The organism is Mucilaginibacter glaciei, from assembly GCF_014773245.1.
GTDB classification, from domain to species: Bacteria; Bacteroidota; Bacteroidia; order Sphingobacteriales; family Sphingobacteriaceae; genus Mucilaginibacter; species Mucilaginibacter glaciei.
In genome coordinates, this window is the sequence record NZ_JACWMX010000007.1 from 85,655 (window position 1) to 112,357 (window position 26,703).

A 26,703-nucleotide genomic window follows, 5' to 3' on the forward strand; every position below is an offset into this window, starting at 1 on the left:
ATGGTATTTTAGGCCTGTAATTACATTTATAAAAATCTACCTATTCAAGTATGTTAAAGCAAATTCTTGCCCTCTCTTTACTTGGCGTTGTGGGCATAACATCATGCCAAAGCAAGCCATCAGATAAAAACACATCCGCTAAAACTGATTCTTCGGCTCCGGCTTCTACCCCTGCTGTTGCACGGTTAGAGAATGTTAAAATAGATAGGGCCGCTATTTTGGCGCGTAAACAGGTGCCGATTGTTTGTTATCACCAAATCCGCGACTGGAAATCAACCGATTCAAAAGGGGCTAAAGATTACATCGTACAAATACAGGCCTTTAAGGATCATATGAAGATGCTGGCTGATAGTGGTTATCACACCATCCTGCCCGATCAGTTGTATAACTATTTAACTACCGGTGCGCCTTTACCTAAAAAACCCATCATGCTAACGTTCGATGACACCGACCTTGATCAGTTTACCATCGCAGCACCCGAGATGAAGAAATATGGTTTTAAAGGTGTTTTCTTTGTCATGACGGTATCTATCGGCCGCCCTCATTACATGACTGCCGAGATGGTTAAAAAGCTATCTGACGATGGTCAAGTAATTGCCAGTCATACTTGGGATCATCATCGCGTTGATAAATATTCGCACACATCCAGCCTGAAGATCATTGGTAAAAACGGTAAAATTACCGAAAGGCCAGTTGACGATTGGGTTACCCAGATTGATAAACCAACTAAAAAACTGGAAGAGATAACCGGTAAAAAGATAGAATATTTCGCTTATCCATTTGGGATCTGGAAAAAACCGGTATTGCCAGAGATTCAGCAACGCGGTTTTAAAATAGCTTTCCAGTTAGCTGATAAACGCGACCCGGACTATCCGCTGATGACCGTTCGCCGCATACTGGACAGCGGTTACTGGACAACCAAAACATTCGCTAATAGCATGCGGAATAGCTTTTAAGCTACTCAACTTAAATAATAAAACCCTCTTTTGGCGATCAAAAGGGGGTTTGTTTTTTACACTAATTACCTATATTTAACCATGACTTTCAGCAATCGATTGATCTTATTTTCGGCATTAAGCCTAACTACACTGGGCGGTTGTAATTCCGAACCGGCAGATAACAAACCTGACCCGAAAGCGGCTACTCAACAAGTGATCAATGAGCACTTTCAAATGCTTAACGCACACGATTTAAAAGGTTTATCTACACAATACGAAGTCAAGGCCCATATCACCACGCCAGATTTTTATGGTGTAGCGTTTGGGCCACAAGGCGCAGATCAAATTTTTCATGAATCGTTCTATTTATCGCCCGATGCCAAATACTTGGTTGATAATACGATTGTAAATGACTCGACCGCCGTAGTGGAATATGATGTAGTTGGGTTAAAGGAAAGCCACGATAGCCCTATCCGTTACGACTTGCGAAATTGTAGTGTCTTTAAGATCAAAAACAACAAAATTGTAAGCGAAGCAACCTATTCAAATCCAAAGATTTACCATACCAAATAAATACGTTAAAATAAAAGAGCCCTCTTTTTTGTAGGGGGCTCTATTATTTTATAAATCTTCGCCTGCCGGGCCTTGCCCTTTATTAGAAGCGGTTTGGTCAGTCGGGTTTTCTAACTCCGGCGTATCATTTGGTGGAGTCGTATCGGCCGGTGATTCGTCACCATCTGCCGATTCTGTCTCAGGCGTTACCGTTAGAATTTCTTTAGCCAGATCTTTATTATCTGAATTATCATCCTCCCTTTTTACCATATCGTTGCCTGCGTTTTCCACGTTCCCTTTAATGTCATGATTTTTGCCCTGGCCATTGGCCCTGTCAAATCCTTCAAGTGTACTTTCCATAGTATATATACATTTGAGTTGCTAATCTTGTTTTGAAACCCAGTCAATGGCTTGTCGCAGTTCTGATAATTCAAAACACTTTGTTTGACCGGGGATGAAAAAACGAAATGCATCAGTAAACCATTCAACACTTTTTTGATCACTTACTACCGCTATCCGGTTCCACTTATCAAAATTCCTCAGGCCTATTTTTAAATCTTCCCACCAGGCTTCGGTAGTCCAGCTCTGAATGTCAGTTTCTAACAGAAGCAGATAGTTTATCTCGTTTTGTCTGGCTGTCAGTTCCTCGATTCGGGGGTTAAGTACATTTTCAATGTCTTGTTTAGTTACTTCGCCTGTGGCATGTATTCCTATTACATGCTTAGGCAGGTCGTTAATATATTGGAGCATCTGGGGGGTATTAAATATCTTACAGCGATACATTATAGAAAACCATACCAATTTTTTAAAAGATGTGGTATTTTAACAAAATAATTTAAAAAGTATGGCTTAAAGCAAGCCGGCTAAAAGATTTTACTATTCGTATCTTTGCTTAAAAATGCATCAAAACAAGTCGATATACGCACAAATGATTAAAACCGAGGCTAAAAACCTCGGATTTTTATTTTGCGGAATTTCGGAAGCCGATTTTTTAGAAAGTGAAGCGCCGCGGCTGGAACTGTGGTTAAAAAAGGGCATGCATGGTAAGATGACTTACATGGAGAACTACTTCGATAAACGGCTCGACCCACGCTTATTGGTAGATGGTGCCCGTTCCGTGATTTCCCTTGGCCTTAATTATTATAACGATAATATCCAACTTGACCCTACTGCCCCCAAAATATCAAAATATGCCTACGGGGCCGACTATCATACCGTAATCAAAGACAAACTGAAGCAGTTGCTGCAGGTAATAAACGACAAAATAGGCGAAGTTGGCGGCCGTGCCTTTGTAGATTCGGCACCGGTTTTAGATAAAGCCTGGGCAAAAAAAGCGGGTTTAGGCTGGGTTGGCAAGAACACCAACCTGCTTAACAAAAAGGTTGGTTCTTTTTTCTTTTTGGCCGAATTGATTGTAGATATCGAACTGGAATATGATGTAGAACCCACCGCCGACCATTGCGGCAGCTGCACCCGTTGCATTGATGCCTGCCCTACCGAAGCTATTGTTGGCCCCTATGTGGTTGACGGCAGCCGCTGTATCTCTTACCTTACCATTGAACTAAAAGAAGAGTTACCAAAAGAGTTTAAGGGCAAAATGGATAACTGGATGTTTGGTTGCGACATTTGCCAGGACGTATGCCCCTGGAACAAGTTTTCGGTACTGCACACCGAACCTGCTTTTCAACCGCACCCCGATTTGCAGGGTTTAAAAAAGGCCGATTGGGAGGAAATTACAACCGATGTTTTCCAAAAGGTGTTTAAAAACTCCGCCGTCAAGCGAACCAAGTTCGACGGCTTGAAAAGAAATATTGAGTTTTTGAAGCCGATGTAAAAACAAAAAGCCCATCCACAAACGGACAGGCTTCTTAAATCTCATTCCTGGTTATTGAATCTTAACTCTATGATTTACCAAACTTCATGGCAAGTTGTTTCAGCATATCGTCATCAACCGGTTTTGCGGGCTCTTCCTTCTTCTTATAAGGTTGGTTACCGCTTATCTGCGGGCTGCTCTTTGGGCTATTATTTTGAAAAGCTGGTTCTGCAGGCTGTGCTTCATTTGCCGGGCTTGCAGCTACTGGAGGTTGCTGTGCAGGCCTTGCCTGCTGCCGCTCGGCTACCCGTTTACCATTCCAACGCTTGTATATCTCTTCCAGTTTACGTTTGGTATAAAGCGGGAAATCGCCCTGCATCATCCAGGAGTAATAACTTGGTTCGGCATTCAGCACGTCCTCTACCCTTTTACCTTTGTGCTTACCAAAGTTTATCAGCTCTTCACCTTCTTCGTTATAAACCATACGGCCGGCAAAATCAACCGGGCGGCTCAGGTTGGTAAATTTATGCAGGGCTTCCACGTCACCTACCACAGGGATGCTTTTATTACCTTTTTTGTCTTCCCACTCATGGCCTTCGTACTTTTCAATCTGTGCCAGCAGTACTTCCATCGTAGCACGGGTGTCTGCCTCGGCCGAGTGTGCATTTACGATCTGCTTATCGCAATAAAACTGGTAGGCAGCTTTCAGGGTACGTTGCTCCATCTGGTGGAAAATGTTTTGCACATCCACAAAGTGGCGGTTCTCCAGATCAAACTGAACGCCTGCACGCAAAAATTCCTCCATCAGCATCGGGATATCAAACTTATTAGAGTTATAGCCGGCCAAGTCGCTATCGCCAATAAATTCTGCAATATGATCACCTAACTCTTTAAATCGTTTCTCATCTTTAATATCCTCCTCGTAAATTCCGTGCACTAATGATGATTCCAGCGGGATAGGGATGCCGGGATGTACCCGCCAGGTGCCAACCTCGTCGGTACCGTCAGGATGTAGTTTTATCACAGATATTTCTACAATACGGTCGGTACCGATATTTGTACCTGTTGTTTCAAGGTCAAAAAATGCAAGAGGGCGTTTTAATATAAGTTTCATGGTTACAGATCAGGGATGCAGTTGGCAAAGGTCTAAAAAATAATCGGAAGTATATTTTCTCATCCAAAGTATTGGTAAAATTATTAAATTCATACCCGCCTGATAACACGATAAAATCTATGATAAAACCTTTACTTGCCGCATTATTCATCTCCCTGATCACGACGGCAGCATCCGCGCAAAACTTTCCGTATGGTGAATACAGCCCGAAAGAAATAGATATGAAACGCTACGATGCAGACACGAGCGCACACGCAGTGGTGTTGAATGAATACGGAACGTCAAGCATGAATGTGGTAACCGATGACCAAATTAAAATTGTATATGAGTACCATGTTAAAATCAAAATTTTAGATAGCAAAGGCTTTGATAAAGGCAATGTGGTGATCCCCTTTTATACTGCCGGTAACGAAAACTGGGAGGATCTTGATGAAATTAAGGGCGTTACTACCTATATAGACGACTATGGCAACCCAAAATCTGCAGATCTGGATGTGACCAAAATTGCTACCGTGCGCGAAAACAAGTACTGGAGCTATAAAAAATTCGCCCTGCCTAACCTGCGGGCTGGCGCAATCATCGAGTATAAATACAGGCTGGCTACTCCATTTTGGGACAAATTCCAACCCTGGCATTTTCAGGATGATATACCGAAGATAAAATCGACTTATGAGGTGCATATCCCCGCTTTTTGGAGCTATAATGTTTTATTAAGGGGCCAGTTAAGGCTTACCAGAAATACCTCGGAAGTGGAGAGAGCTTGCTTTACCCGGCACGGCGCCACATGCGACTGCTCGCACATCACCTACGCAATGGATGATATCCCCGCTTTTGTGGAAGAGGATTACATGACATCGCCAAAAAACTTTCTATCGGCTATTTATTTTAACCTTTCTGAGTACACTAACCTGACCAGCGGTGCTAAAATTATGGTAACCAAAGATTGGAAGGATATTGATTACAACCTTAAACATGCAGATTACTTTGGCTCGCAATTACGCAAAAAGGATGCGGTCAAACCTTATATCGCCGTGGCGATAGCGGGCATAACGGAAGATTTGGACAAGGCGAAGGCCGTTTATACCTACATCCAAAAAAATATTAAATGGAATGGCATTAATTCGCGCGGAAGCGACGATGGCATCCGTAAAGCGCTCGATAACCATACAGGTAATGCTGCCGATGTAAACCTGACTTTGGTAACCGCCTTAAATTCGGCCAATATAGCTACCGAAGCGGTACTGTTGTCTACACGGTCAAACGGACTGATCAACAAACTTTACCCGGTAGAAAATGAGTTTAATTATGTAATTGCACGTGCCACCATAGGCGGCAAAGCTTATTTTTTAGATGCTACGGACCCGGAACTGTCATTTGGTATGCTCCCCTTAAAATGTATTAACGACCAGGGCCGTGTAATGAGCCTGGATAAGCCGTCATACTGGATAGACTTGGTTGTTGATCAAAAAAAGAAAAGCAGCAGCACTTTAAACCTTACGCTGCAAAGCGACGGCAAACTAAAGGGAACTATTATCACCTACTCCAGCGGATATCAGGCTTATGAAAAACGCAAAGCCATTAAAAAATTCAATACTATTGACGAGTACGTAGAAAATCTTGACGAACGCTTAACTAAGATCAGAATCCTTACTTCTTCTATCAATAACCTCGACAGCCTGGATATGCCGCTGAGAGAGGTTTACGAGGTAGAAATAAACGCGTTTGACAACCTTAACCACAACCGCTTATCATTTAACCCCTTCATATTTGAAAGGCTAACCGTTAACCCGTTTAAACTGACCGATCGTAATTACCCGGTAGACTGGGGTATGCCTGCCGATAGCCGCTTTACATTGATGGTGCACTTGCCGGCCGATTATGTCATAGAAAATTCGTTGCAACCTATAGCGATAGGCTTACCCAACAAAGGTGGTAGTTTTGTCACCGATTTCCAGGGTGAGGGCAATGAGTTTAAATTTTCTAACCTTACCCAGTTCACAAAATCGGTGTATCAGCCCGAGGAATACCCCTACCTGAAAGAATTCTATAACAAAATGATAGCGGCAGGCAAAACCGAGATTGTATTCAGAAAAAAATAATGAGAATAATTTATACACTGTTTTTTTTACTGTTGCTGAATACCATTGTGCTGGCGCAGGCAGATTATAAGGCAGACCGCATCTCAAAAGATTTGCTGCCGTATGCCAGTGCGGTTATCCGCAATAAAGACGTGACCATCGAGGTTAAAGATCTTGACAATACCATTTACCACATAAAAACGGCCATCACCGTATTGAATAAAAATGGCGATGATATAGCACATATAGTGGTGTGGCACAATAAAAGCAACACCATCCGGTCCATAAAGGGAAGCATTTATAACGAATTTGGCCAACCTATCGGAAAGTTTACCGAGCGGGATTTTGCTGACGTAAATGCAGCGAATGACAACTTAACGCTTTTTCAGGATTCACGCGTGAAGCATTACAGCCCATCTACAGGCTCCTACCCTTATACTATAGAGTACGAATACGAGATGAGGTCAAAACAATCGCTCAATTTTAATGATTGGGAACCTAACGAAACTGTAGGCCTGGCGGTAGAGAAAAGCTCTTTTACGTTTATATGCAAACCCGATTTTAAGATCCGCCACAAAGAGATCAACATGCCAACAAGCGTAAGCATGGGTACTAATAAAGATGGCTTTAAAACTTATTACTGGCAGGTGGCTAATTTAAAAGCTATAAAAGATGAGCCTTACAGCCCCAATGCTGACAAATATCTAAGTATCGTTAAAATAGCACCGGAGAATTTTAAATACGAAGGTATTTCCGGATCGTTCACTAACTGGCAAGAATTGGGTAAGTGGAACTATGATAAGCTACTGGCTAACCGCCAGGCCCTGCCCACCACGACTATACAACAAGTAAATAAGCTTATCGCTGGTATCACCGATAACAAGTTGAAAGCCAAAAAGATATATGAATACATGCAAAATAAAACACGCTACATAAGCGTGCAGGTAGGGATTGGCGGCTACCAACCTTTTTTAGCAGCAGATGTTGACAACCTAAACTACGGCGACTGTAAAGGGTTGGTTAACTACACTCAGGCTTTATTGAAAGCGGCAGATATAGATTCGTGGTATTGCGTGGTAAAATCGGGCAGCCGTAAAGTGAGTATGATGGCCGATTTTGCCAGCATGAACCAGGGCGACCATGTCATACTTTGCCTGCCGCTAAAAAACGACACCACATTTCTGGAATGCACCAGCCAAAAAATGCCGTTTGGCTTTTTGAGCGATTTTACAGACGACCGCACCGTATTGGCCTGCACCCCTACCGGCGGCAAACTAATGCGCACCCCAAAGTATACGGCCAAAGTGAACACACAGGCACGCAAGGCCGGCTTTACTATCGATAACAAAGGCGAACTTACCGGCAATGTAACTACAGTTTTTAAAGGCACCCAGTTTGATAACCATGAAGCCCTTGTAGACGAGCCACTTAAGGAGCAGGTAAAGATTTTACAAAAACGCTACAACGCCATCAGCAATCTGGACATAGAGAAATGCAGCTATGTACAAGATAAACAGCAACTACCTGTAGCGACCGAGAATATTAAATTAAATGCACGCGATTTTGCGACTACAGAGAATGGCAAATTATACTTCTCCATCAACCCGCTTAACCGTAGCATCCGCCCTCTGCGCGACGTACGCAGCCGAACCACCCCGTTATATATTAATAGCGGATACACCGACGAGGATGAGATAACCTTTACCATCCCGCCGGGTTATAAAAGCGATCGTACACCGTTGGATGTAGCTATTGAAAAACCGTTTGGTACTTTTAAAGCCAGTATGGTGTTAAATGGCGATCAACTTGTTTTTAAACGCACATTGCAAATAATTGAGGGTAATTACAGCAAAGAGGCCTACCATGAATTGGTTGATTTTTACCAGGCCATAGTAGAGGCCGATAATTACAACGTTGCACTGGTGAAGAATTGATCAGCTAAATATGATGATGCCTAATATAATACCGATGATCATGATGGCATAAAGCATAATTTCTGTACCTGCGTAACGCTTGTATTTGGTCCAAAAAGAATAGTCTTCCTTTGGTTTTGACATAACACGAAATTAGCGATTTTATCAGCCAAAGCCTAATCGTTCTGCGCAGAGGTAGCAGGGTCGGTAACAGAGCCGCCCCGCGAGAAGAATTTATAAATACCGTTATCATGCAAGCGGGCAATCATCACACCTTTGCGGGTACTTGCATGTACAAAATAACCGTTTTGCAGGTAAACCCCTACGTGGCTGTATTGCTTACCGTCAAAATCAAAAAACACCAGATCGCCTTCCTGCAAATCCTCTTCATATTTGCGCTTAACCACATTAACCTGCGTGGCGCAGGTACGCGGTACAGGCTGATCATACACCTGTAGCTGTAACAGAAAAACAAAGCCAGAGCAATCCACACCATCTTTACCCATGCCGCCAAAACGATACGGCGCGCCATACCATTCATCAATAAAACTGTATAAACGCCCGTTTTGAATGTCGCCGCGTTTAATGCCCATCAAGGTGGCATACTTTTCAGCGGTTTCTTTATCCGGCTTCACCATTACATAAGGCCCGCGTTTAATCACTGTTACTTCGGTATTACCGTTGGCATCATTTCGCATAGCAACCTTACGGGAATGGCAGGAGGACAGGATGATAGAAGTGATTATAAAAAGGGCCTGAATACGGCGGGATATCGGCATAAGTTAAAGTTATATGTTGACGATGAAAATTTACCACAAATGTTTTAAACATATTAACAAACCCGAAATGTCATTGCGAGCGATAGCGCGGCAATCTCAGAAGAAGAGCGAATATGCTAAGATTGCCACGTCACTCCTACTTTACGCAATTGAAATCGTTTTCTCGTTTTCTCATTTGCACATCCGCACATTTGCATATCAGCACATCTGAAAATGCTACCCCTTTATCACCCTTTGGATCTCGTCCAATTTCATGAGGGCTTCAACAGGAGTTAAGGTATTGACATCGAGGTTATTGAGAGTATCGCGAATCTTCACCAGCACCGGGTCATCTATCGAGAACATCTGCATCTGCACGGCCTGTTTCTGCACCTTGCGGATGCTCTCTTTAATATGCTCCCCCCCTGTGCGCTCATGCTCCAGTTTTTTCAGTATTTCATTAGCGCGGCTTAACACCTTGGCTGGCATGCCCGCCAATTTAGCCACGTGGATCCCGAAGCTATGCTCGCTGCCGCCGGGGACCAGTTTGCGTAAAAAGATGATCTGCTGGCCAACTTCCTTTACCGATACATTGAAGTTTTTGATACGGTTAAAGCTGTTACTTAACTCGTTCAGTTCATGATAGTGCGTGGCGAAAAGTGTTTTGGCTTTAGCGATGGGGTGATTGTGGAGGTACTCGGCTATCGACCAGGCGATGGAAATTCCGTCGTAGGTTGAGGTACCCCGGCCAATCTCATCCAGCAGGATCAAACTCCTGTCGGATATATTGTTCAGGATGCTGGCCGTCTCGTTCATCTCTACCATAAAGGTTGATTCGCCTGATGATAAGTTATCTGACGCGCCAACCCGGGTAAAGATCTTATCTATCACCCCTATCGATGCTGCTTTTGCAGGCACAAAGCAACCCATTTGCCCCATTAGTACGATTAAGCCTGTTTGCCTTAACAATGCCGACTTACCCGCCATGTTAGGCCCGGTAATAATGATGATCTGTTGCGACTCCGAATCCAGGAAAACATCATTGGTGATATACTCCTCGCCCAGCGGCAGGTTCTTTTCTATCACGGGGTGGCGGCCGCCTTTAATATCTAATACGCGGCTATCGTTTATCTCGGGTTTAACATAATAGTTTTTGATGGAGATGTGCGCGAAGTTGAGCAGCACATCCAATCTTGCTATCAGGCTGGCGTTAAGCTGAATAGGTTTAATATATTCGGCCAGGGCGTAAAGCAGATCGTTATACAGCTTGGTTTCTAACGCCAGGATCTTTTCTTCGGCACCTAATATCTGCTCCTCATACTCCTTCAGTTCGGGTGTGATATATCTTTCGGCATTCACAAGCGTTTGCTTACGGATCCATTCGGTAGGCACCTTATCCCGGTGGCTGTGCGTAACCTCCAGGTAGTACCCAAATACATTATTGAACGATACCTTGAGCGATGGGATGCCGGTAATCTCTGCCTCGCGTTTCTGGATCTCTAACAGATACCCTTTCCCACCGAAAGCGATCTTGCGCAAGCGGTCAAGTTCCTCGTTGATCCCCTCATGCATTACCGAACCCTTTACCATCATTACGGGCGGCTCTGGGTGCAGTTCGCGTCCTATTTTTTCGCTTACCGATACGAGCGGGTTAAGCTGCTCGCCAATGGCCTTTAAAGGTTCACTGGCCGATTCTAACGCGAGTTTCTTGATCGTTTCGATAGCAACCAGCGCCTTTTTAAGCTGGCAAACTTCGCGCGGGTTTGCTTTTTGCAAACCGATCTTCGAGATCAGACGCTCCAGGTCGCCTATCTGGCGAATATGGTGCTGAAAATCTTCGCGCAGTTCTTCCTGGGCTATCAGGTATTCTACAACGCCCAGCCTGTCTTGTATCGGTTTGATTTCTTTCAATGGCATTACTATCCATCGGCGCAACATACGCGCACCCATGGGAGAGCAGGTATGGTCAAGCACATCAACCAGGGTAAGGGCGTTCTCGTTAGCCGAGCCTACCAGCTCCAGGTTACGGATGCTGAACCTGTCGAGCCACAGGTATCTGTCCTCTTCTATCCGGCCAATAGCCGAGATATGTTGCAGGTTGCGATGCTCCGTCTCATTCAGATAATGCAGCGCAACACCGGCAGCAATAATGCCTAAATTCAATTTATCAATACCGAAGCCCTTTAACGATTTTACACCGAAATGCTTCAGCAGCGTTTCCTGCGCGTAATCGCCGCTGTAAGGCCACTCGTCAAGCGTATAGGTATAAAAGCGGTCGCCGTAGGTATCTTTAAAGTCGTGCTGACGGCTCTTGGGGAAGATTACCTCGCTTGGCCCGTAGCTTTGCAAAAGTTTATCTATGTAACCCGTATTTCCCTGTGCAGTCAAAAACTCACCGGTCGAAATATCAAGCAGGGCTATCCCTACACTGTTTTTTTCAAAATAGAGTGATGCCAGGTAGTTATTGCTCTTTTGCTGAAGGATGTTGTCGCTGGTAGCAACGCCTGGTGTAACCAATTCGGTAACGCCGCGCTTAACAATGGTTTTGGTGGTTTTGGGGTCTTCGAGCTGATCGCAGATGGCCACACGCTGGCCGGCACGCACCAATTTAGACAAGTAAGTATCCAGCGAATGATGCGGGAAACCCGCCAGCTCGATATGCGTGGCGGCGCCATTGGCCCGGCGGGTAAGGGTGATCCCCAAAATACCTGCTGCCTTGATAGCGTCAGAGCCGAAGGTTTCGTAAAAATCACCAACGCGAAACAGCAGCAAAGCACCGGGGTACTTGGCTTTTATAGCATTATACTGCTGCATTAAAGGGGTTTCTTTCGTCTCGCTTTTAGCCAATTTTAAGGATGTTATTAATCAGGTAAAGTTAACCTATTGGCAATAGTTTACGGGATTTGTTGAAAAGTTAAAAAATGTGGATTGTTGTGCAAACCGGAAGTAACTAACCGGTCATCGGGCGACAAGATAAAGCATAACCCTTAAGCTATATTTCAGCGAAAATTTAAATTATAAAAAATGAAGAAATTAGATTGCTATTTTGGTGATCTAAATCCTAACCTTCTGAAAACATTTATCCGCCATCTCGCAATTTTCACCACCCAACAGGCATTATCCTGCATTTTCCCTGTACTGGTATTTAGCATGCTGGCACTTTCCCACCTATTTTCGGGGTTTATTCCGCGGTACGACTTTATGCTTATTGCCTGTATTGCAATCCAAGCTGCAATGTTTTTTGGCGGTTTAGAGACAAAAGATGAAGTTGTGGTAATATGTGTTTTTCATCTGTTGGGATTAATGATGGAATTGTTCAAAGTGCATATCGGTTCGTGGTCGTATCCTGAAGCGGCATATAGTAAATTTGCCGGTGTACCCTTATATAGCGGGTTTATGTACGCCAGCGTTGCCAGTTATATGTGCCAGGCATGGCGACGGTTTGACCTTGAGATAATAGACTGGCCCGGCCATTGGCCTGCACGCGTCTGCGGTGCCTTAATCTACCTTAACTTCTTTACCAATCATTTTATAATTGATGTGCGTTACTACATCGGGTTACTTATTCTTTACTTTTTTCGGCGGTCGGTGGTCAAATTCAATATTCAGGGCAGCATATACAAAATGCCGGTCATCTTATCATTTGTCCTGATTGGCTTTTTCATTTGGCTGGCAGAAAATGTTGCCACAAAATTAGGGGCCTGGAAATATGCCTATCAGCATAAAACCTGGGCAATGGTCAATTACCAAAAGATCAGTTCGTGGGGCTTTCTGGTGATCGTGAGCTTTATCATCATTGCAGAATTAAAGATGCTGAAGAAAAACACTGAAGGACAAATAACGGAGTGATCTACACTACCGTCCATTTGCCGGTATACATTTAAATTTAGTTAACCTGGCAGCAAGCAAACCATTTGGGGGTATTACCCATATTTGCAAATATAAATTTTGATGTAGCGGTAACACATGCATTTTAATCTTTATCTTTCCGTAACCAATCCACTGTCCATGAAAAAGATAGCCTTAATCATTATCGCTCTATCAACCTGCCTTTTCGCGTGCAAACAGGCCGATAAAACATCTGCATCGCCCGAAATTGCTTTAAGTACTTTTTTTAAGGACTCCGTTGCCGGAGTAAAAACAGGGGGCATCCAAATGGTACAGATCAGCACCCCAAAAGGTAAATTTAACGTGTGGACAAAAAAGATAGGCAATAACCCGAAAATAAAATTGTTATTGCTTAATGGAGGCCCGGGTGCCACCCATGAATATTTTGAATGTATGGAAAGCTTTTTACCGGCCGAAGGTATCGAACTTATCTACTACGATCAGTTAGGATGCGGCAATTCTGACAACCCAAAAGATACCGCTATGTGGAGCTTGCCACGCTATGTGGAGGAAGTTGAACAGGTACGCCAGGCCTTAAAGTTAGACAGCAGCAACTTTTACCTGTTAGGCCATTCATGGGGCGGGATACTGGCTGCAGAATATGCCTTTAAATATCAAAAAAACTTAAAGGGCTTGGTAATATCTAACATGATGATGAGCTGCCCGGATTACGGCAAATATGCAAATGAAGTACTGGCCAAACAATTCGACCCAAAGGTATTGGCACGTATCAGGGCTATTGAAGCCAAAGGCGACTTTACGAATCCCGAATACATGGGCTTATTAATGCCTAACTTTTATGGCAAGCACATTTGCAGGATCCCGCTGGATAAATGGCCGGAGCCGTTGAACCGCTCTTTCGGCAAGATCAATCAGTCGTTGTACGTAACTATGCAGGGGCCAAGTGAATTTGGTATTGCAGGTAAATTATTAAAGTGGGACAGGGTCGCCGATCTGCCTAAACTATCCGTCCCGACCTTAAGTATAGGCGGCGAATTTGACACCATGGATCCTAAACATATGCAAATGGTTGCAGGCAAGGTACAAAACGGAAGTTACCTTTACTGCCCCAAAGGGAGCCATATGAGCATGTACGACGACCAGGAAACTTACATGACAGGGCTTATCAAATTTATAAAAGGTGTAAACGTCGGGGAAAAGAAAGTCGCTTTGTAGCGCATTGAACTTATCCCCTCAAACCTTTATAAAACCAAAAAGCGACAGGTTACCGCCTGTCGCTTTCTTAATTTTTACTTTTTAATTTTGACTTATACTGTCTTTAACTCTTTGTTTCTCCGGAAGATAGACAGTAGAAAACCTACTACCATAATGATGGTACCTGCCCAAAAGAAGTTGATGTAAGGGAATTTGATCGCCTTCATCACGATGTATTTTTTCTGGCTTTCCGGTTGCTGATAAACGGTGATCTCTACCTTATTCTTATCCGGTAATATTTTAGAGAAACGTAGTTTTAAACCTGCATCCTCAACTTTTTTAGCAAAATCAAAAACGCCTTTACCTTTGATCATATAAACAGGCTCTGCAGTATAGGTTTTGCCGTGCGCCACTATCTCCAATTCGGCGCCAACAGAAATATCAGTCGGGTTTAGCGGAATATTTTTAACCTTCACGCCTTTGTTAAGCTTCTTTACAACGATGTAACCTTCACGGTAAGGTATCGTATCGCCTACGGCCACTTCGTGCGCTATAGGTGCGTCATAAGCTTTGGAATCATCCTCCGTTTTATGCTCATCAGCTTCGGTACCTGCATCTTCGGTCATACTGATAGAGTTAGTCATGGTGATGTGTGTATAAAGGTCATGAAACAGGTAATGCTTTGTATCCGGCGATGCCGCTAAGGCACCTTTATTTACCTGCGCCTTGGGGTATAAGGTAAAATCGTCCTTTACCTTACCGGCAGCATCCATTTCCTTGTAATTCACTTTATAAAAATGATCGGGCGCGGAAAGAGAATCGCCCAAATACGTTACCATATAATCGCCCATTTTCAGGGGCTGGTTACGGTAAACCAAAATATTTTCGCGCGGGTTTTGTTCTTTCGCAAACTCTGCCGAAAAAGCCTCGCCTGTGTTATTGACAGAGATCACACTGCTGGTGCCGGCAGATATCAGCGCTCCAACCATCAACAAACCAAAACCGATATGCCCTACTGCCGAACCAGCCAATTTAAACTGACCTTTAAGTGCATCAGCCAGTATTTTGCCATTGGCAATTACCGAGTAAACCGAACCCCACATTACCAGTACAAACACAAAATTCAATTTGTAGAGGCCCGTAGCGTAAACAATTAAGGCGGTAATAAAGGCCGCAAAAACAAGGTAAGCCGCAGTGGTGATAAAAAAGCGGGTTACATCGGTCTTTTTATATTTTAAGAACTGGGTAAACGCGGTAAGAATGGTTATCACAAACACAAATGACGACTGGATCACATTATAATGCCGCATCCGGGCAGCGTCTGCGGGCGGCGCTATATTGGTATGGAAAATAGCGTTCCATACCGGGATAGAAGTTACCACGATCAGGTGGAAACAAGATAAACCTAAAAAGATTGCACCAACAAACATCCAAAACTCACGTGAGTAGGTCTCTTCGTCCTTTTTGGTGATCGGCATTTGTTTCCAGCGGCTTACCAGCAACCAAACCGTTATAGCCAAAAATATCAGGATGCCGATAACCAGCTGCCAAAACATCCCCAGATCGGTAAACGAGTGTACCGAAGTATCGCCCAAAATACCGCTCCTGTTCAGGAACGACGAATACCAGGTCAATACAAAGCTGATCATGACTAAAAACGTGGCAGTAAAATATGAGTGTCCTGTATTTTTAAATACGATAAGCACGTGCAACGCCGCAACCATGGTGATCCAGGCAAAGATTGAGGCATTCTCTACCGGGTCCCAGGCCCAAAAGCCGCCAAAGTTTAACGACTCATACGCCCAAAAGGAACCCATTACCACACCGGTGCCCAATATCATACAGGCAAACAGTGCGTAAGAAATAGCAGGTTGTACCCATTCTGTTAAACGCTTTTGCCAAAGGCCGGCAGTTGCATAGGCAAAAGGCACCACCATTGCAGCAAAGCCTAAAAATAGGGTTGGCGGATGGATGATCATCCAATAATTTTGTAACGAAGGCACCATACCCTGCCCGTCTTTTATAAACGACAAGTAGTTAGGGTTAGAAAAAATAGGCCCCTCCATATCGTTTCTTAATAATAAGAAAGGCGAACTGCCCAAACGGACATGGAATATCTCGACACCTAAAACCATGGTAGCCAATACCACCTGCGACAGGGCGACAACCGTCATCACCGGGCGCTCCCAGCTACCAGCTTTGTTGATCAGAAAAATACCTAAAACACCCTGCCAAAACAGCCATAAAATAAAGCCACCCTCCTGGCCGTTCCAAAATGCTGAAATAATATAACGCGCAGGCAACGAGCGTGATGTGTACGCCCAAACGTAGTGATACTCGAAATAATGATTGCGGATAATGTAAAACAAACAAACCCCGATACCTAACAGGGCAACAAAGTTTAGGTAGTAGCCAACGCGACCGATCTTTTGCCAGCTGGCTGCGGTTGTGCTCACTTTATCTGTTGTAGCGAAATAGTAACTTAAAAAAGATATTAATGATGCGCCGAAAGAAAGTACGAGAAAAAACTGGCCAATTTGCCCGGGTAAAAGGTGCTCCCCTTTAAAATCTATATCCATTAAAAAATTGTTATATACTGGCCTGTGTGGCTTTGTATTCTTTGGTTTCTAACTTATCCTGAGTGTATTTAGAGGGGCATTTCATCAGGATGCTTGATGCGTGAAACTCATTCCCTACCATTTTGCCGGTAAGTACAATTTGCTCCGACCGTTCAAAGTCTTCGGGTTTGGTGCCGGTGTAAACCACCTTGCAGTCCGAACCCTTATTATCCTTCATGTAAAAAGAAAAGTAGTTGGCATCTTTGGTAGGCTCGTAAAACAGTTCTTTCTGTTTGTTAAGCTTACCTACAACGTGCAGTTCGCTCCTGGTTTCTTTTGCTTCGTTAAAAGATCCGTAAGTGCTTGTGCTTGAATAAGTGCTGATGATAACCGCTATGGCAATAGCTATAACGACAATCCCTAATATTGAGCTTTTTTTCATTAATTGGTTTAATCCTGTTATATCAGATTACAAAAATACAAAACGCACAGCTAAATAACTTTATTACAAGGGATATATGTTATTTAGAATTATTATTGATTAGATTGGTGAGTAGTGAGTAGTGAGTAGTGAGTAGTGAGTAGTGAGTAGTGAGTAGTGAGTAGTGAGTAGAATGCTACTAAGACTGGATTGTTTTGGCTTTTAAACTAATTACTATCCTATATTTAACTAATCACAATTCTCTAATCACGATGCGGGCGTTGCCTGCGGCCCGGGCTATCCGTTCATACGCCTGCAGGCCTTACGCACAGGGCCGGTATCCACTCCTATCCCTAACGCAAAACTCCACTTTGCGACTTAGCGCCGTTGCGTTAAAAAAATCCTATAACATAAAACACACCTTTGCGACTTAGCGCGTTTGCGTGAAAAAAAACTACCATAACACATCGCTTTGCGGCTTAGAAAATAATTCTCCTATCTTAGTGCTATTAAAATCTCTCTATAAATATTAAAAAATCTACAAAAGCCCTCCACAGGGCCAATGTATCGCTTATGCACTTAACCCAGGTTGCATGAGGCTTAAATCAACGTTTTTATAATTTATCAATCAAGAGATTCAATGAACCCACAAATTAAGGTTGCCGTTATTGGCGGCACCGGCAAAGCCGGTAAATACCTGGTTAAACAACTACTCCTTCAAAACTTCCCGGTCAAACTCCTGCACCGTAAACCGGAATTATTGCAATTATACAACCCACTCATAGAAATTACTAAAGGTGATGCGCGCGATTTAAAAGCCATCCTTTCTCTTATAACAGGTTGCGATGTAGTATTAAGCTGTTTAAGTCAGCCCATAGGCGAGCCTACCATTTTTAGCGACGCTACGCGCAATATTCTTACGGCCATGCAATCGCACCGCATCCCCCGCTACATTACAACAGCCGGCCTGAATGTAGACACCCCTACTGATAACAAAGGCCCGCAGGCGCAATTCGGCACCAAATGGATGTATGAAAATTTCCCGCAGACCACCGCCGACCGGCAGGTAGAATATCAGTTATTGGCAGACGGGGATATTAACTGGACGATGGTGCGGCTACCGCTGATAGACCAAACAGATGAGGTTGTTGAAATAACCACAAGCCTACAGGATTGCCCCGGCAGTAACATCAGTGCTACCAGCCTGGCGCTGTTTATGATAGCGCAGATAAAAAGCGCGGAATTTGTGAAACAGTCACCATTTATCGCCAATAAACAAAATCCATAAAAAGTCAATTATCTGATAATAAAGCGTTCACGTTTGTTCACGGCGTTCATAGTTTTCATGAACACGAGCATGAACATTTTAACACATTTGGTTATTAAATAAAAAAGGTTGGAACATAACGTTCCAACCTTTTTTTATAAATTTTGAAACCAATTGATCACGGCCAAACACCAAGGTTCATGTACGATACGGCTATTTTGTTGATAGCGCCCACCATAGCTGCGTTACGCAGGGTCTCTACCTTTGGATTGTTCTTGTAGATCTCGCGAATCTCATGATAAGAGCGGATCATAGTATCTTCCAAACCTGAATTTACTAACTCTAACTCCGATGCGCCTTTAATGATGGTTGAGCGTTGCAGCGGCGTTAAGGCCGTGCCGGTAATACCTTCTACCATGTTAACCAAATTTAGGTTTGAGTTTTCTTCAAATCTGCGGTTAATACGGCCGAATGCTACGTGGCTCAGATTTTTCAACCACTCGAAGTACGATACCGTAACACCACCGGCGTTAGCATACATATCCGGGATGATCATACCACCTGCTTTGTAAAAAGCCGCTTCTGCTTCCGGCGAAGTCGGGCCGTTAGCACCTTCGGCAATAATTTTTGCTTTTATACTACCAATATTCTGGATAGTGATCTGGTTCTCTAATGCTGCGGGCACCAAAATATCACATGGCTGCTCCAGACCGTCCATCGTATTTTTGAATTCAGTTTTAGCACCGGCATAACCCAAGATAGATCCGGTTGCCTTGCGGTGTTGAAACACTGCTTCGACATCTAAACCGTCTTCATTGTAAATTGCGCCCTCAAACTCGCAAAGACCAACTATTAACGCGCCAAATTCTGATAAAAACTTAGCCGAGTAGTAACCCACGTTACCTAAGCCCTGTACAATTACCTTCTTGCCAGATAAACCTGTTGTTAAGCCTATCTTCTGCATATCCTCGCCAACGCCTACACACTCGCGGATGGCAATTGCCACACCACGGCCGGTAGCCTCGCGGCGGCCTGCAATGCCGTGTAATGCAATAGGCTTGCCTGTAACAGCACCTAAAGCATCCAGCTGGCCAGGGTTCATGGTAGCATAGGTATCAGCGATCCAGCTCATTTCGCGCTCGCCCGATCCATAATCCGGCGCGGGTACGTCAATGCTGGGGCCAATGAAGTTTTTCTTTATTAACTCAACCGTGTAGCGGCGGGTGATATTTTCCAGTTCGCCAACAGTATAATTTTTTGGGTTGATTTTGATACCGCCTTTTGCACCACCAAATGGTACGTTTACGATGGCACATTTGTAAGTCATCAGGGCGGCCAAAGCCATCACCTCATCCTCGTTAACCATTTCGCTATAACGGATACCGCCTTTGGTTGGCGACTGGTGATGTGAATGCTCTACGCGCCATGCATCTATGACTTCAAAACCATTGCCTTTGCGTATTGGGAAACGGAAACGGTAAACGCTATTACATGATTTGATCTGATCTAACAAACCGGCATCATGTTGGGTGAATTGCGCTGCATGATCAAAGTTTTTACATACATCACCAAAAAAGTGAGTATCTTGATTTGCAGTCGGATTATTGATATTCATAATTTAAATTGGATAAAAAATTAATCTCTTAAAAAAGTGCACAAATTTGGTATATTTTTTATCAATAATGCAAATTTAAAATTATAGAACTTAAATTACTTTTGAATAGGCTTAAAGCAGGTGCTTGGTTTCATTATTTTCTTTCTCGATCTTTTTCAAACGCCTGTCCATACTAAAAAGATAAATGGCTAAACCTGCAAAAACAATCACCATAGTAACTACAACCACATAAATTTTACCTTCGCTGCGCATTACATCACCCATTGTAACATCCTGCCCGTTTTGGGCATTGGCTGCCAAAAAGCAAAATAGTATGGCAGCTAACAGAATCAGTTTTTTCATATTAATTTATTGCGTTCTTTTTAAATTCAATTAAACGGATGCGGTAGCGTAAGGTAGCTATCCAAACACCCATTAAAGCCCAGGCAATAAATGCCGGATAGAGCACCACACGCATGCGGTTATCCATATCTAATTTTCCAAAGGCAGGGTTGCCACCGTTACCAGGGTGTAGCGAGTCGGTCAAGCGTGGTAAAACCATTATGAGTACTACCATCACCGGGAAAGCGAAAATGTTATATATGGCCGAGATCTTGCCGCGTTTTTGCTCCTCGTCTATCGAGTTACGCAGCACGCCATAAGCACAGTAAAGCAAAAAGGCAATAGCCGCACTGTTTTGTTTAGGGTCGTTACTCCAATACTCGCCCCAGGTATATTTTGCCCAAAGCATGCCTGTTATTAAGCCTACCACAAAAAAGAACATCCCTGTGTTTACACATTCTACCGATATCAGGTCATACTCCTCCTTACCTGTTTGCAGGTATTTGATACTGTAGATAACAGAGATTGTAAACACCGTGAACATGGCTATCCACATGGGTACGTGAAAGTAGGTATTCCGGATAGTTTCGTGCAATATCTCTAACCTTGGTACGCCAAGCAGTAAACCGGCAATCAGGGTGTAAAATATCATTACAACGGCTAATACCTTCCACCATGTTTGATAAATGAATTTCATATATAAATTATGCGGCAAAGGTAATAATTTACTTAAGCATTATCGCTAACAGGCGTCTATGATTTGTGTCTTTTCGGCCTTAATTACCAATGTTTTATTTATGTGTTTGTTGTATTATTATTTTGCTTATTAAACTCGCTGATGGCTAATAATTTAATGGTTTAGTGCTAAAAGTTATTTGATTGATGACGAAGGGAAGACAAAAGAGGAGGCAAAAATGGGAGATATAAGGATTAGTACGGGAACCTAATCTCCCGGTTCATAATCAACCGGAAGCATATTGGCCAGCTTGGCTTTTGACCATGTACCTTCGTAAAGCGGGGCGTTGCCTAAAACCGATCCATTCCTGTCAAAAAGTATATAGGGCTGTTGCAGCAAAGTGATCACACTGGTTTCGTAATTCTCCATATCCAGCGGCCTGTATATATCCCTAAAATAAGTTTCTTCTCTCTTTTTAGTATAAATTACGTATAGCAAATATGGAAAGGTAACTACATACAAACCTTCCTGCTCGGTACTGCGTAAAACGCGGTTAGCAGCCAGTGGTGGTTTCATCAGGTTTTCCTGCGCCCATTTGGGTACATCGTTTTGACGTTGCCAAAACACGGCCGAGTCGCGGTTAATATCCTTAAACTGTTTAAACTTTTTCTGAATAAATTCTTCCGGGAAACGATCTTGATTAAGTACTCTGCTAAAGTTGTAGATTACAAAGCCATCTTCCGTCAGTGTGTTTTTGTACAATGACCGGTAAAATTGCTGTGCAGAACCATAATAGGTATCCTCGCGCCTTTGTTTCCACTTTTTCTTTTGCGATTCGCTACCGGGGAGTTCTTCAAATAATATTTTACCTGAATACTCTATCATTCTCGAGATATTATTACTGCTAAAATTGTTAAGCAAGTATTTTACCCGGTAGCCCAGCGCGTAATTCTCCATGATCAGGAACTCATCGGCAGACGCCTGCAATTCCTGTTTTTTACGGTAATAGATCAAATCCAATACCCTCGGGTTGATCACCTTACACTCTTTAGCATTATCTGTTGTGCCGATAAAATCCTTTTTGAATTGCTCGTAGTTCTTTTTCCAATCGGCGTTGCTGATGATGGTAACGCTTTTCATCATCATGATCTTTGGCGTCAGCTCGATATTCAGGGTGATAGCTTGTGCACCTACCAGTATTTTCTTAGAATACTCTTCAAAACCTAAGGTAGTTACAACCAGATCGTACTGGCCGGGTTTTACGCCACGCAGGCTAAAGTTACCTTCGTCATCGGTGGCAGTGCCGAACGTAGCATTGCTCAAAAAAACGCTGGCTTTGGGCACCGGAGCCTTAGATGCGGCACTAATTATCTTTCCGGTAATTGTACCACCCTGCGCCAATACGATGACCGGCAAAAACAAACAAGTTAGAATAGACAACCAGCGGCGCATTATCAAATTAGAGGATTTTACAGAATGCTAATAAAACACAAATTTATGAAGTGCAAATGAAAATTTGTGTCACAATTTAATCGCGCCATAAAAATGGGAACAGTATTAATGAAGATGCGATAACGATAACATTGATGGCCAGTAATACGCCGATGTTACCCAAGCTTAGCCCCCTGTCAATTCCATCCATTGCAGCTTTGCTCACTTTTATCAGCAGCAAGATCACCGGGATGATCACCGGAAAGCTCAAAATCGCCATCAGCGTGCCATTATTACCCGCCTTTGATGCAATAGCCGATATCATCGTAAATACGGTTGAGAAACTGGTACTGCCCAACAGTACGATAACAAAGTAAAACAACAGATCATTAACCGAATTGGTAAAAAACAGCGAGTAAACAATAAAAGCCAATATGCTCAAAAGCCCCATCAGCAAAGTGTTGTAAATGGTTTTTGAAAGTATGATTGCCTGCGGATGTGCTATGCAATAATAGTAGAGTAAACGGCTTTTACTCTCCTGCAAAAAACTCTTGGCAATTGCATTAACCGATGCAAAAAGCATAATAATCCAGAACAGGATGTTCCAAACGATGGGATAACCCTGGCTACCCTTGAAACCCGGGTTTAGGTTAAAAGAAATGTAGCATACAAATACTGTAGATACGATGTAAAGCAGGATGCCGTTAAAAGCGTATTTGGAGCGCCACTCCAGCACTATTTCTTTCTTTAACAATTCAAAGGTTTGCCCCATGAGTTTCATCTTGCAAAGAAAGTCAAAAGTCCGGTAATCAGAAAGATAGAAGTTAACCAAAAACTCACATTACTAAAAAACCCTCTTCTTATGACTGATCAGTATTTCCTATTATCTTTTCGGACTTCCCGACTTTTCGACTTCCGGTCTAAAAATATAACTTAGCAGCATGAAACAATTGCAGTTAAACGGTAAGTGGGTATTGGTTACGGGGGCATCATCTGGCCTTGGGCAGGAAATGGCCCGCCAGCTGGCGCATAACTTTAAGGCCAACCTCATTATCGCTGCACGCCGCGCCGATAAACTCGATCAGCTTAAAACCGAACTGGAAACATCAGCCGGGATCAAGGTAAAGGTGATCACTGCTGATCTATCCATCCCTGAAGAAGCCGACCGTGTTATTGCCGAATGTATTGCCGGCGGTGACTTATCGGGTGCCCTTTTAAATGCGGGAGTTACCTATTTTGGCAGGCATACCCAACTACCATGGGACAGTTTTGAAAGCATTCTTAAAACCAACGTTATAGGTGTAGTGCGCATGACCAACAGCCTGGTGACATATTTTGAACAGCCCGGTAAAGAAGGCAGCCTGATGCTGGTATCAAGTATGGCCGGTTATTTCCCGGTGCCTTACCAGGCCGCATACTCTGCTACCAAGGCATTTATTACGGCCTTTGGCAGTGCGCTGCATTATGAATTAACCAATCCTAACTTTTCAATAACCGTGTTTGCGCCGGGCGGTATTGCTACCGAAATGACCGACGGTAATAAATTCAATGAGCTCAAGAGTTGGCTAATGCCGGTAAGCCAGGCTGCTAAAGAGGGCATCCATGCTTTTGTAAGCCGTAAGTATAATTATGTGCCGGGCTTTTTAAACAGGGTTGGCAGCGTAATGATGAACTTTTTGCCAAAACGCTTCCTTACCGGGAATATGAGCAAGGTTTACTTAAAATCGTTGGTAAAGGCCGAAACTGAATAGCCTGATATGGAGCAGGTTTACTATCGTACACCCTTAGGTACTGCCCTGCTGGTTGCAGACAACGGCTATTTATGTACAGTTTCAGTAAGGGATGAGGACGGTTTGGAAGAGACCGATACCAACGTACCCGTACTCTTATAAACCATCAAACAGCTGAAAGAATACTTTGAAGGTGAGCGCAAGGAATTTAACCTGCCGTTAAAACAAAGAGGTACAGATTTCCAGCAATTGGTATGGCAAGAGTTGTTGACTATACCCTATGGCAACACCATTACTTACAGCAGGCAATCACATCAAATGAAAAATCCGCTGGCTATCCGCGCGATTGCGGCAGCCAACGGAAAAAATAACTTGTGGGTAATTGTACCCTGCCACCGGGTTATTGGCAGCAACGGCAGCCTTACCGGCTACGCAGGTGGCTTATGGCGCAAAAAATGGTTATTGGATCACGAGGCCCGTTTGACGGGAGTAGGCCAAACTACACTACCTTTTTAAACCGGCGTCCGCCATTTAGCAATTTTACCATTTTTGCGTGCAGTTCATGCGGTTCAAATGGTTTCGGCAAAACATCATTCATTCCGGCAGACAATGCTTCCTGATGCTCGTGCTCATAAGCGGCTGCAGATAAGGAAATGATAGGTACGCTACGTTTAGGCTCGTCAAAATCCATGCGGATTATCCTGGCCGCCTGGTAACCATTAAGGCCGGGCATGTGGGTATCCATCAACACCATGTCGTAATCATTCTCTTTCAAACGTTCTATGGCACTGGTACCATTGTCGGCCACATCAACGGTAACATTCCAGTCTTTCAGCATCTTAGAAAGCATAAACTGATTGATCAGGTTATCCTCCGCCACCAACACATGGATATTTACAAACGGCGCCAGTAACTTGCCTTTTTTAGGCTCTAATTTCACATCGGGGCTATCGGCCACGTTAAACCAGTTTGTAAAACTAAATTCACTACCCTGGCCTTCTTCACTGATAACAGATAGTTCGCCGCCTTTCAATTCAACCAGTTTTTTAACAATGGCCAATCCCAATCCTGTACCGCCATATTTGCTGGCAGTATCATCTTCGGCCTGTTCAAAAGATTCAAAGATCTTTGATAATCTATCGGCCGGGATGCCTATACCACTATCTTCAACACTAAACTTTAGCTTTGCTTTATGATCAAATTGCTGTATAACCGCAACCTTCAATTTCACAAAGCCATGCGATGTAAATTTGATGGAGTTGCTTAAAAGGTTCATCAGAATCTGGTTAAGCCGCAATGAATCTACCATCAAGGTCTCAGGCACATCCTTGTCTATCTGTAAAGTAAAATCAATGTCCTTTTCATCGGCGTTGAATTTAAGCAGACCGTGCACCATTGTCACAATTTCGCGCAGGTTGCTTGGCGTGCGGACGATATTAAATTTACCCGCTTCTATTTTAGAGATATCGAGCACGTCGTTAATCACGCCTAATAAAGATCGCGAAGAAGTTTCCATCATCTCCAGCAAATTGGCCTGCTGTTCGGTAACACCGCTTTTGCGCAGCATATTTGTTAACCCAATGATGCCGTTAACAGGTGTGCGCAGCTCATGGCTCATGTTAGCCAAAAAGGTTTCCTTTACTTTTTTACCATATTCGGCAGCCTCTTTTGATTTGATCAATTGCTGCTGGTAGCTTTTTTGCGGCGAATTGTCGCTGATATTTAAAAAGATCATCCGGTTACGGTATGATGCCCGGCAATTTGTCCATATGCTCCGCTTATCGAATGTGTTGAATTGCGATTCAAATGAGGCGAACGACAGATTATCTTTGATAATACCGCCCAACGTTTTCCGCAAGGTATCGTGTTCGGCATCGATAGCCAGGTCAATTATGCTCTTGCCGATCAGTTCGGTAGGCTTGTAACCCAGTATTTGTTCAACGGCCGGATTTATGGTGGTTATACGCAGGTTACCTGCATCAACAGAACAGATTATATCAGCACTGTTTTTTACCACGATAGCGTAGGCTTGTAATTCTTCGTTTTTTTCTAAGATCTCGGCCTGCTGGCGTGCAAGCGTAATAAACGAATCGACCTTTGCGGAGGTAATATAAGGGTCAAGCGGTTTGTATAAATAATCAACAGCGCCTGCGCCAAGGCCCTTAACCGCATACTTACTTTCTTTTGATATAGCGGTAACAAAAATTACCATAATATCTTTTGTGCGCGGGTTTGATTTCAGCATCTCTACCAATTCAAAGCCATCCATTTCGGGCATCTGAACGTCTACCAAAGCTATAGAGATCTGATTTTCCCAGGCAATTTTGAGGGCGTCATTAGGTGAGGTAGTAGTAAACAACCTGATATCTGGCCGCTTTAAAAGGGCTTCGAGCGCTATTATGTTTTCCTCTCTGTCATCAACAATGAGGATATTTATTGGGGTCATTTTATTTGTCTCTAAGGTATGGGGCCAAT

General features: G+C 43.4%; 25 protein-coding genes. 11 read left to right on the top strand and 14 right to left on the bottom strand.

Features of this window, described 5'->3' with window-relative positions:
* The first annotated feature begins 50 nt into the window (after positions 1-50).
* Positions 51-956: a polysaccharide deacetylase family protein gene (locus IDJ76_RS16665; protein WP_191164633.1), complete on the top strand. Its 906-nt coding sequence runs from the start codon at positions 51-53 to the stop codon at positions 954-956.
* 81 nt (positions 957-1,037) lie between these two features.
* Positions 1,038-1,511 carry a nuclear transport factor 2 family protein gene (locus IDJ76_RS16670; RefSeq protein ID WP_191164635.1) on the top strand — a complete coding sequence of 158 codons (474 nt, stop codon included), beginning with the start codon at positions 1,038-1,040 and terminating at the stop codon, positions 1,509-1,511.
* Positions 1,512-1,559: 48 nt separating this feature from the next.
* Here IDJ76_RS16670 and IDJ76_RS16675 read toward each other — a convergent pair whose 3' ends face one another.
* Together IDJ76_RS16675 and IDJ76_RS16680 are read right to left on the bottom strand one after the other, a co-directional pair.
* The gene (locus IDJ76_RS16675) at positions 1,560-1,850 is read right to left on the bottom strand and encodes a hypothetical protein (protein WP_191164637.1); all 291 of its coding nucleotides are present in this window, start codon (positions 1,848-1,850) and stop codon (positions 1,560-1,562) included.
* A 21-nt stretch (positions 1,851-1,871) separates the two neighbouring features.
* Positions 1,872-2,240, bottom strand: a complete 369-nt coding sequence (locus IDJ76_RS16680) for a SpoIIAA family protein (protein ID WP_191164639.1) — start codon at positions 2,238-2,240, stop codon at positions 1,872-1,874.
* A gap of 178 nt (positions 2,241-2,418) precedes the next feature.
* Here IDJ76_RS16680 and queG point away from each other — a divergent pair, with 178 nt between their 5' ends.
* Positions 2,419-3,324 carry a tRNA epoxyqueuosine(34) reductase QueG gene (gene queG, locus IDJ76_RS16685; RefSeq protein ID WP_394367930.1) on the top strand — a complete coding sequence of 302 codons (906 nt, stop codon included), beginning with the start codon at positions 2,419-2,421 and terminating at the stop codon, positions 3,322-3,324.
* A gap of 67 nt (positions 3,325-3,391) precedes the next feature.
* Here the strand turns inward: queG and IDJ76_RS16690 are convergent, their stop codons facing one another.
* Positions 3,392-4,417 carry a 3'-5' exonuclease gene (locus tag IDJ76_RS16690; protein WP_191164643.1) on the bottom strand — a complete coding sequence of 342 codons (1,026 nt, stop codon included), beginning with the start codon at positions 4,415-4,417 and terminating at the stop codon, positions 3,392-3,394.
* 119 nt (positions 4,418-4,536) lie between these two features.
* Between IDJ76_RS16690 and IDJ76_RS16695 the strand changes: the two genes are divergently transcribed.
* Both IDJ76_RS16695 and IDJ76_RS16700 read left to right on the top strand, forming a co-directional pair.
* On the top strand, positions 4,537-6,516 hold the full coding sequence (locus IDJ76_RS16695) for a DUF3857 domain-containing protein (RefSeq protein WP_191164645.1): 1,980 nt from the start codon (positions 4,537-4,539) through the stop codon (positions 6,514-6,516).
* Positions 6,516-8,429: a DUF3857 domain-containing protein gene (locus tag IDJ76_RS16700; RefSeq protein WP_191164647.1), complete on the top strand. Its 1,914-nt coding sequence runs from the start codon at positions 6,516-6,518 to the stop codon at positions 8,427-8,429. Before IDJ76_RS16695 ends, IDJ76_RS16700 begins: the two co-directional genes overlap by 1 nt.
* Here the strand turns inward: IDJ76_RS16700 and IDJ76_RS21040 are convergent, their stop codons facing one another.
* The 3 genes from IDJ76_RS21040 to mutS form a co-directional block, all read right to left on the bottom strand.
* Positions 8,430-8,552, bottom strand: coding sequence for a hypothetical protein (locus IDJ76_RS21040; protein WP_262892231.1), 123 nt, complete (start codon positions 8,550-8,552; stop codon positions 8,430-8,432).
* 32 nt (positions 8,553-8,584) lie between these two features.
* A complete protein-coding gene (locus tag IDJ76_RS16705) occupies positions 8,585-9,187 on the bottom strand; it encodes a C40 family peptidase (RefSeq protein WP_191164649.1) in 603 nt (200 codons plus the stop codon).
* Positions 9,188-9,403: 216 nt separating this feature from the next.
* Entirely contained in the window at positions 9,404-12,013 is a 2,610-nt protein-coding gene (gene mutS / locus IDJ76_RS16710) for a DNA mismatch repair protein MutS (RefSeq protein WP_191164651.1), read from the bottom strand.
* A gap of 177 nt (positions 12,014-12,190) precedes the next feature.
* Between mutS and IDJ76_RS16715 the strand changes: the two genes are divergently transcribed.
* Both IDJ76_RS16715 and IDJ76_RS16720 read left to right on the top strand, forming a co-directional pair.
* A complete protein-coding gene (locus IDJ76_RS16715; RefSeq protein ID WP_191164653.1) occupies positions 12,191-13,015 on the top strand; it encodes a DUF817 domain-containing protein in 825 nt (274 codons plus the stop codon).
* Positions 13,016-13,174: 159 nt separating this feature from the next.
* The gene (locus IDJ76_RS16720) at positions 13,175-14,230 is read left to right on the top strand and encodes a proline iminopeptidase-family hydrolase (protein WP_191164655.1); all 1,056 of its coding nucleotides are present in this window, start codon (positions 13,175-13,177) and stop codon (positions 14,228-14,230) included.
* A gap of 92 nt (positions 14,231-14,322) precedes the next feature.
* On the opposite strand, the gene ccsA (IDJ76_RS16725) is transcribed toward IDJ76_RS16720, so the two are convergent.
* The gene (gene ccsA, locus IDJ76_RS16725) at positions 14,323-16,788 is read right to left on the bottom strand and encodes a cytochrome c biogenesis protein CcsA (RefSeq protein WP_191164658.1); all 2,466 of its coding nucleotides are present in this window, start codon (positions 16,786-16,788) and stop codon (positions 14,323-14,325) included.
* A gap of 10 nt (positions 16,789-16,798) precedes the next feature.
* Complete coding sequence (locus IDJ76_RS16730) at positions 16,799-17,209, bottom strand: cytochrome c maturation protein CcmE domain-containing protein (protein WP_191164660.1); 411 nt, start codon at positions 17,207-17,209, stop codon at positions 16,799-16,801.
* A 619-nt stretch (positions 17,210-17,828) separates the two neighbouring features.
* On the opposite strand from IDJ76_RS16730, the gene IDJ76_RS16735 reads away from it, so the two are divergent.
* Positions 17,829-18,476, top strand: coding sequence for an NAD(P)-dependent oxidoreductase (locus IDJ76_RS16735; RefSeq protein ID WP_191164662.1), 648 nt, complete (start codon positions 17,829-17,831; stop codon positions 18,474-18,476).
* 157 nt (positions 18,477-18,633) lie between these two features.
* Here IDJ76_RS16735 and IDJ76_RS16740 read toward each other — a convergent pair whose 3' ends face one another.
* From IDJ76_RS16740 to IDJ76_RS16760, 5 genes are all read right to left on the bottom strand, one after another.
* The gene (locus tag IDJ76_RS16740) at positions 18,634-20,070 is read right to left on the bottom strand and encodes a Glu/Leu/Phe/Val family dehydrogenase (RefSeq protein ID WP_191164664.1); all 1,437 of its coding nucleotides are present in this window, start codon (positions 20,068-20,070) and stop codon (positions 18,634-18,636) included.
* Positions 20,071-20,181: 111 nt separating this feature from the next.
* Positions 20,182-20,412, bottom strand: coding sequence for a CcmD family protein (locus tag IDJ76_RS16745; RefSeq protein WP_191164667.1), 231 nt, complete (start codon positions 20,410-20,412; stop codon positions 20,182-20,184).
* A gap of 1 nt (position 20,413) precedes the next feature.
* The gene (ccsA, locus tag IDJ76_RS16750; RefSeq protein WP_191164873.1) at positions 20,414-21,079 is read right to left on the bottom strand and encodes a cytochrome c biogenesis protein CcsA; all 666 of its coding nucleotides are present in this window, start codon (positions 21,077-21,079) and stop codon (positions 20,414-20,416) included.
* A gap of 255 nt (positions 21,080-21,334) precedes the next feature.
* Entirely contained in the window at positions 21,335-22,507 is a 1,173-nt protein-coding gene (locus tag IDJ76_RS16755) for a carboxypeptidase-like regulatory domain-containing protein (protein WP_191164669.1), read from the bottom strand.
* Positions 22,508-22,595: 88 nt separating this feature from the next.
* Entirely contained in the window at positions 22,596-23,279 is a 684-nt protein-coding gene (locus IDJ76_RS16760; protein WP_191164671.1) for a heme exporter protein CcmB, read from the bottom strand.
* Between the two features lie 160 nt (positions 23,280-23,439).
* Between IDJ76_RS16760 and IDJ76_RS16765 the strand changes: the two genes are divergently transcribed.
* Genes IDJ76_RS16765 through IDJ76_RS20865 form a run of 3 tightly spaced genes read left to right on the top strand, consistent with a single transcriptional unit; the run spans position 23,440 to position 24,744 of the window.
* Positions 23,440-24,249, top strand: a complete 810-nt coding sequence (locus tag IDJ76_RS16765) for an SDR family NAD(P)-dependent oxidoreductase (RefSeq protein ID WP_191164673.1) — start codon at positions 23,440-23,442, stop codon at positions 24,247-24,249.
* A 6-nt stretch (positions 24,250-24,255) separates the two neighbouring features.
* Positions 24,256-24,390 carry a hypothetical protein gene (locus IDJ76_RS21045; protein WP_262892232.1) on the top strand — a complete coding sequence of 45 codons (135 nt, stop codon included), beginning with the start codon at positions 24,256-24,258 and terminating at the stop codon, positions 24,388-24,390.
* Positions 24,391-24,393: 3 nt separating this feature from the next.
* Positions 24,394-24,744 (top strand): methylated-DNA--[protein]-cysteine S-methyltransferase, encoded by a 351-nt coding sequence (locus IDJ76_RS20865; protein WP_394367931.1) that lies wholly within the window; start codon positions 24,394-24,396, stop codon positions 24,742-24,744.
* Here IDJ76_RS20865 and IDJ76_RS16775 read toward each other — a convergent pair.
* Positions 24,728-26,674 carry a hybrid sensor histidine kinase/response regulator gene (locus IDJ76_RS16775; RefSeq protein ID WP_191164675.1) on the bottom strand — a complete coding sequence of 649 codons (1,947 nt, stop codon included), beginning with the start codon at positions 26,672-26,674 and terminating at the stop codon, positions 24,728-24,730. The genes IDJ76_RS20865 and IDJ76_RS16775 overlap by 17 nt on opposite strands.
* Between the last annotated feature and the right edge of the window lie 29 nt (positions 26,675-26,703).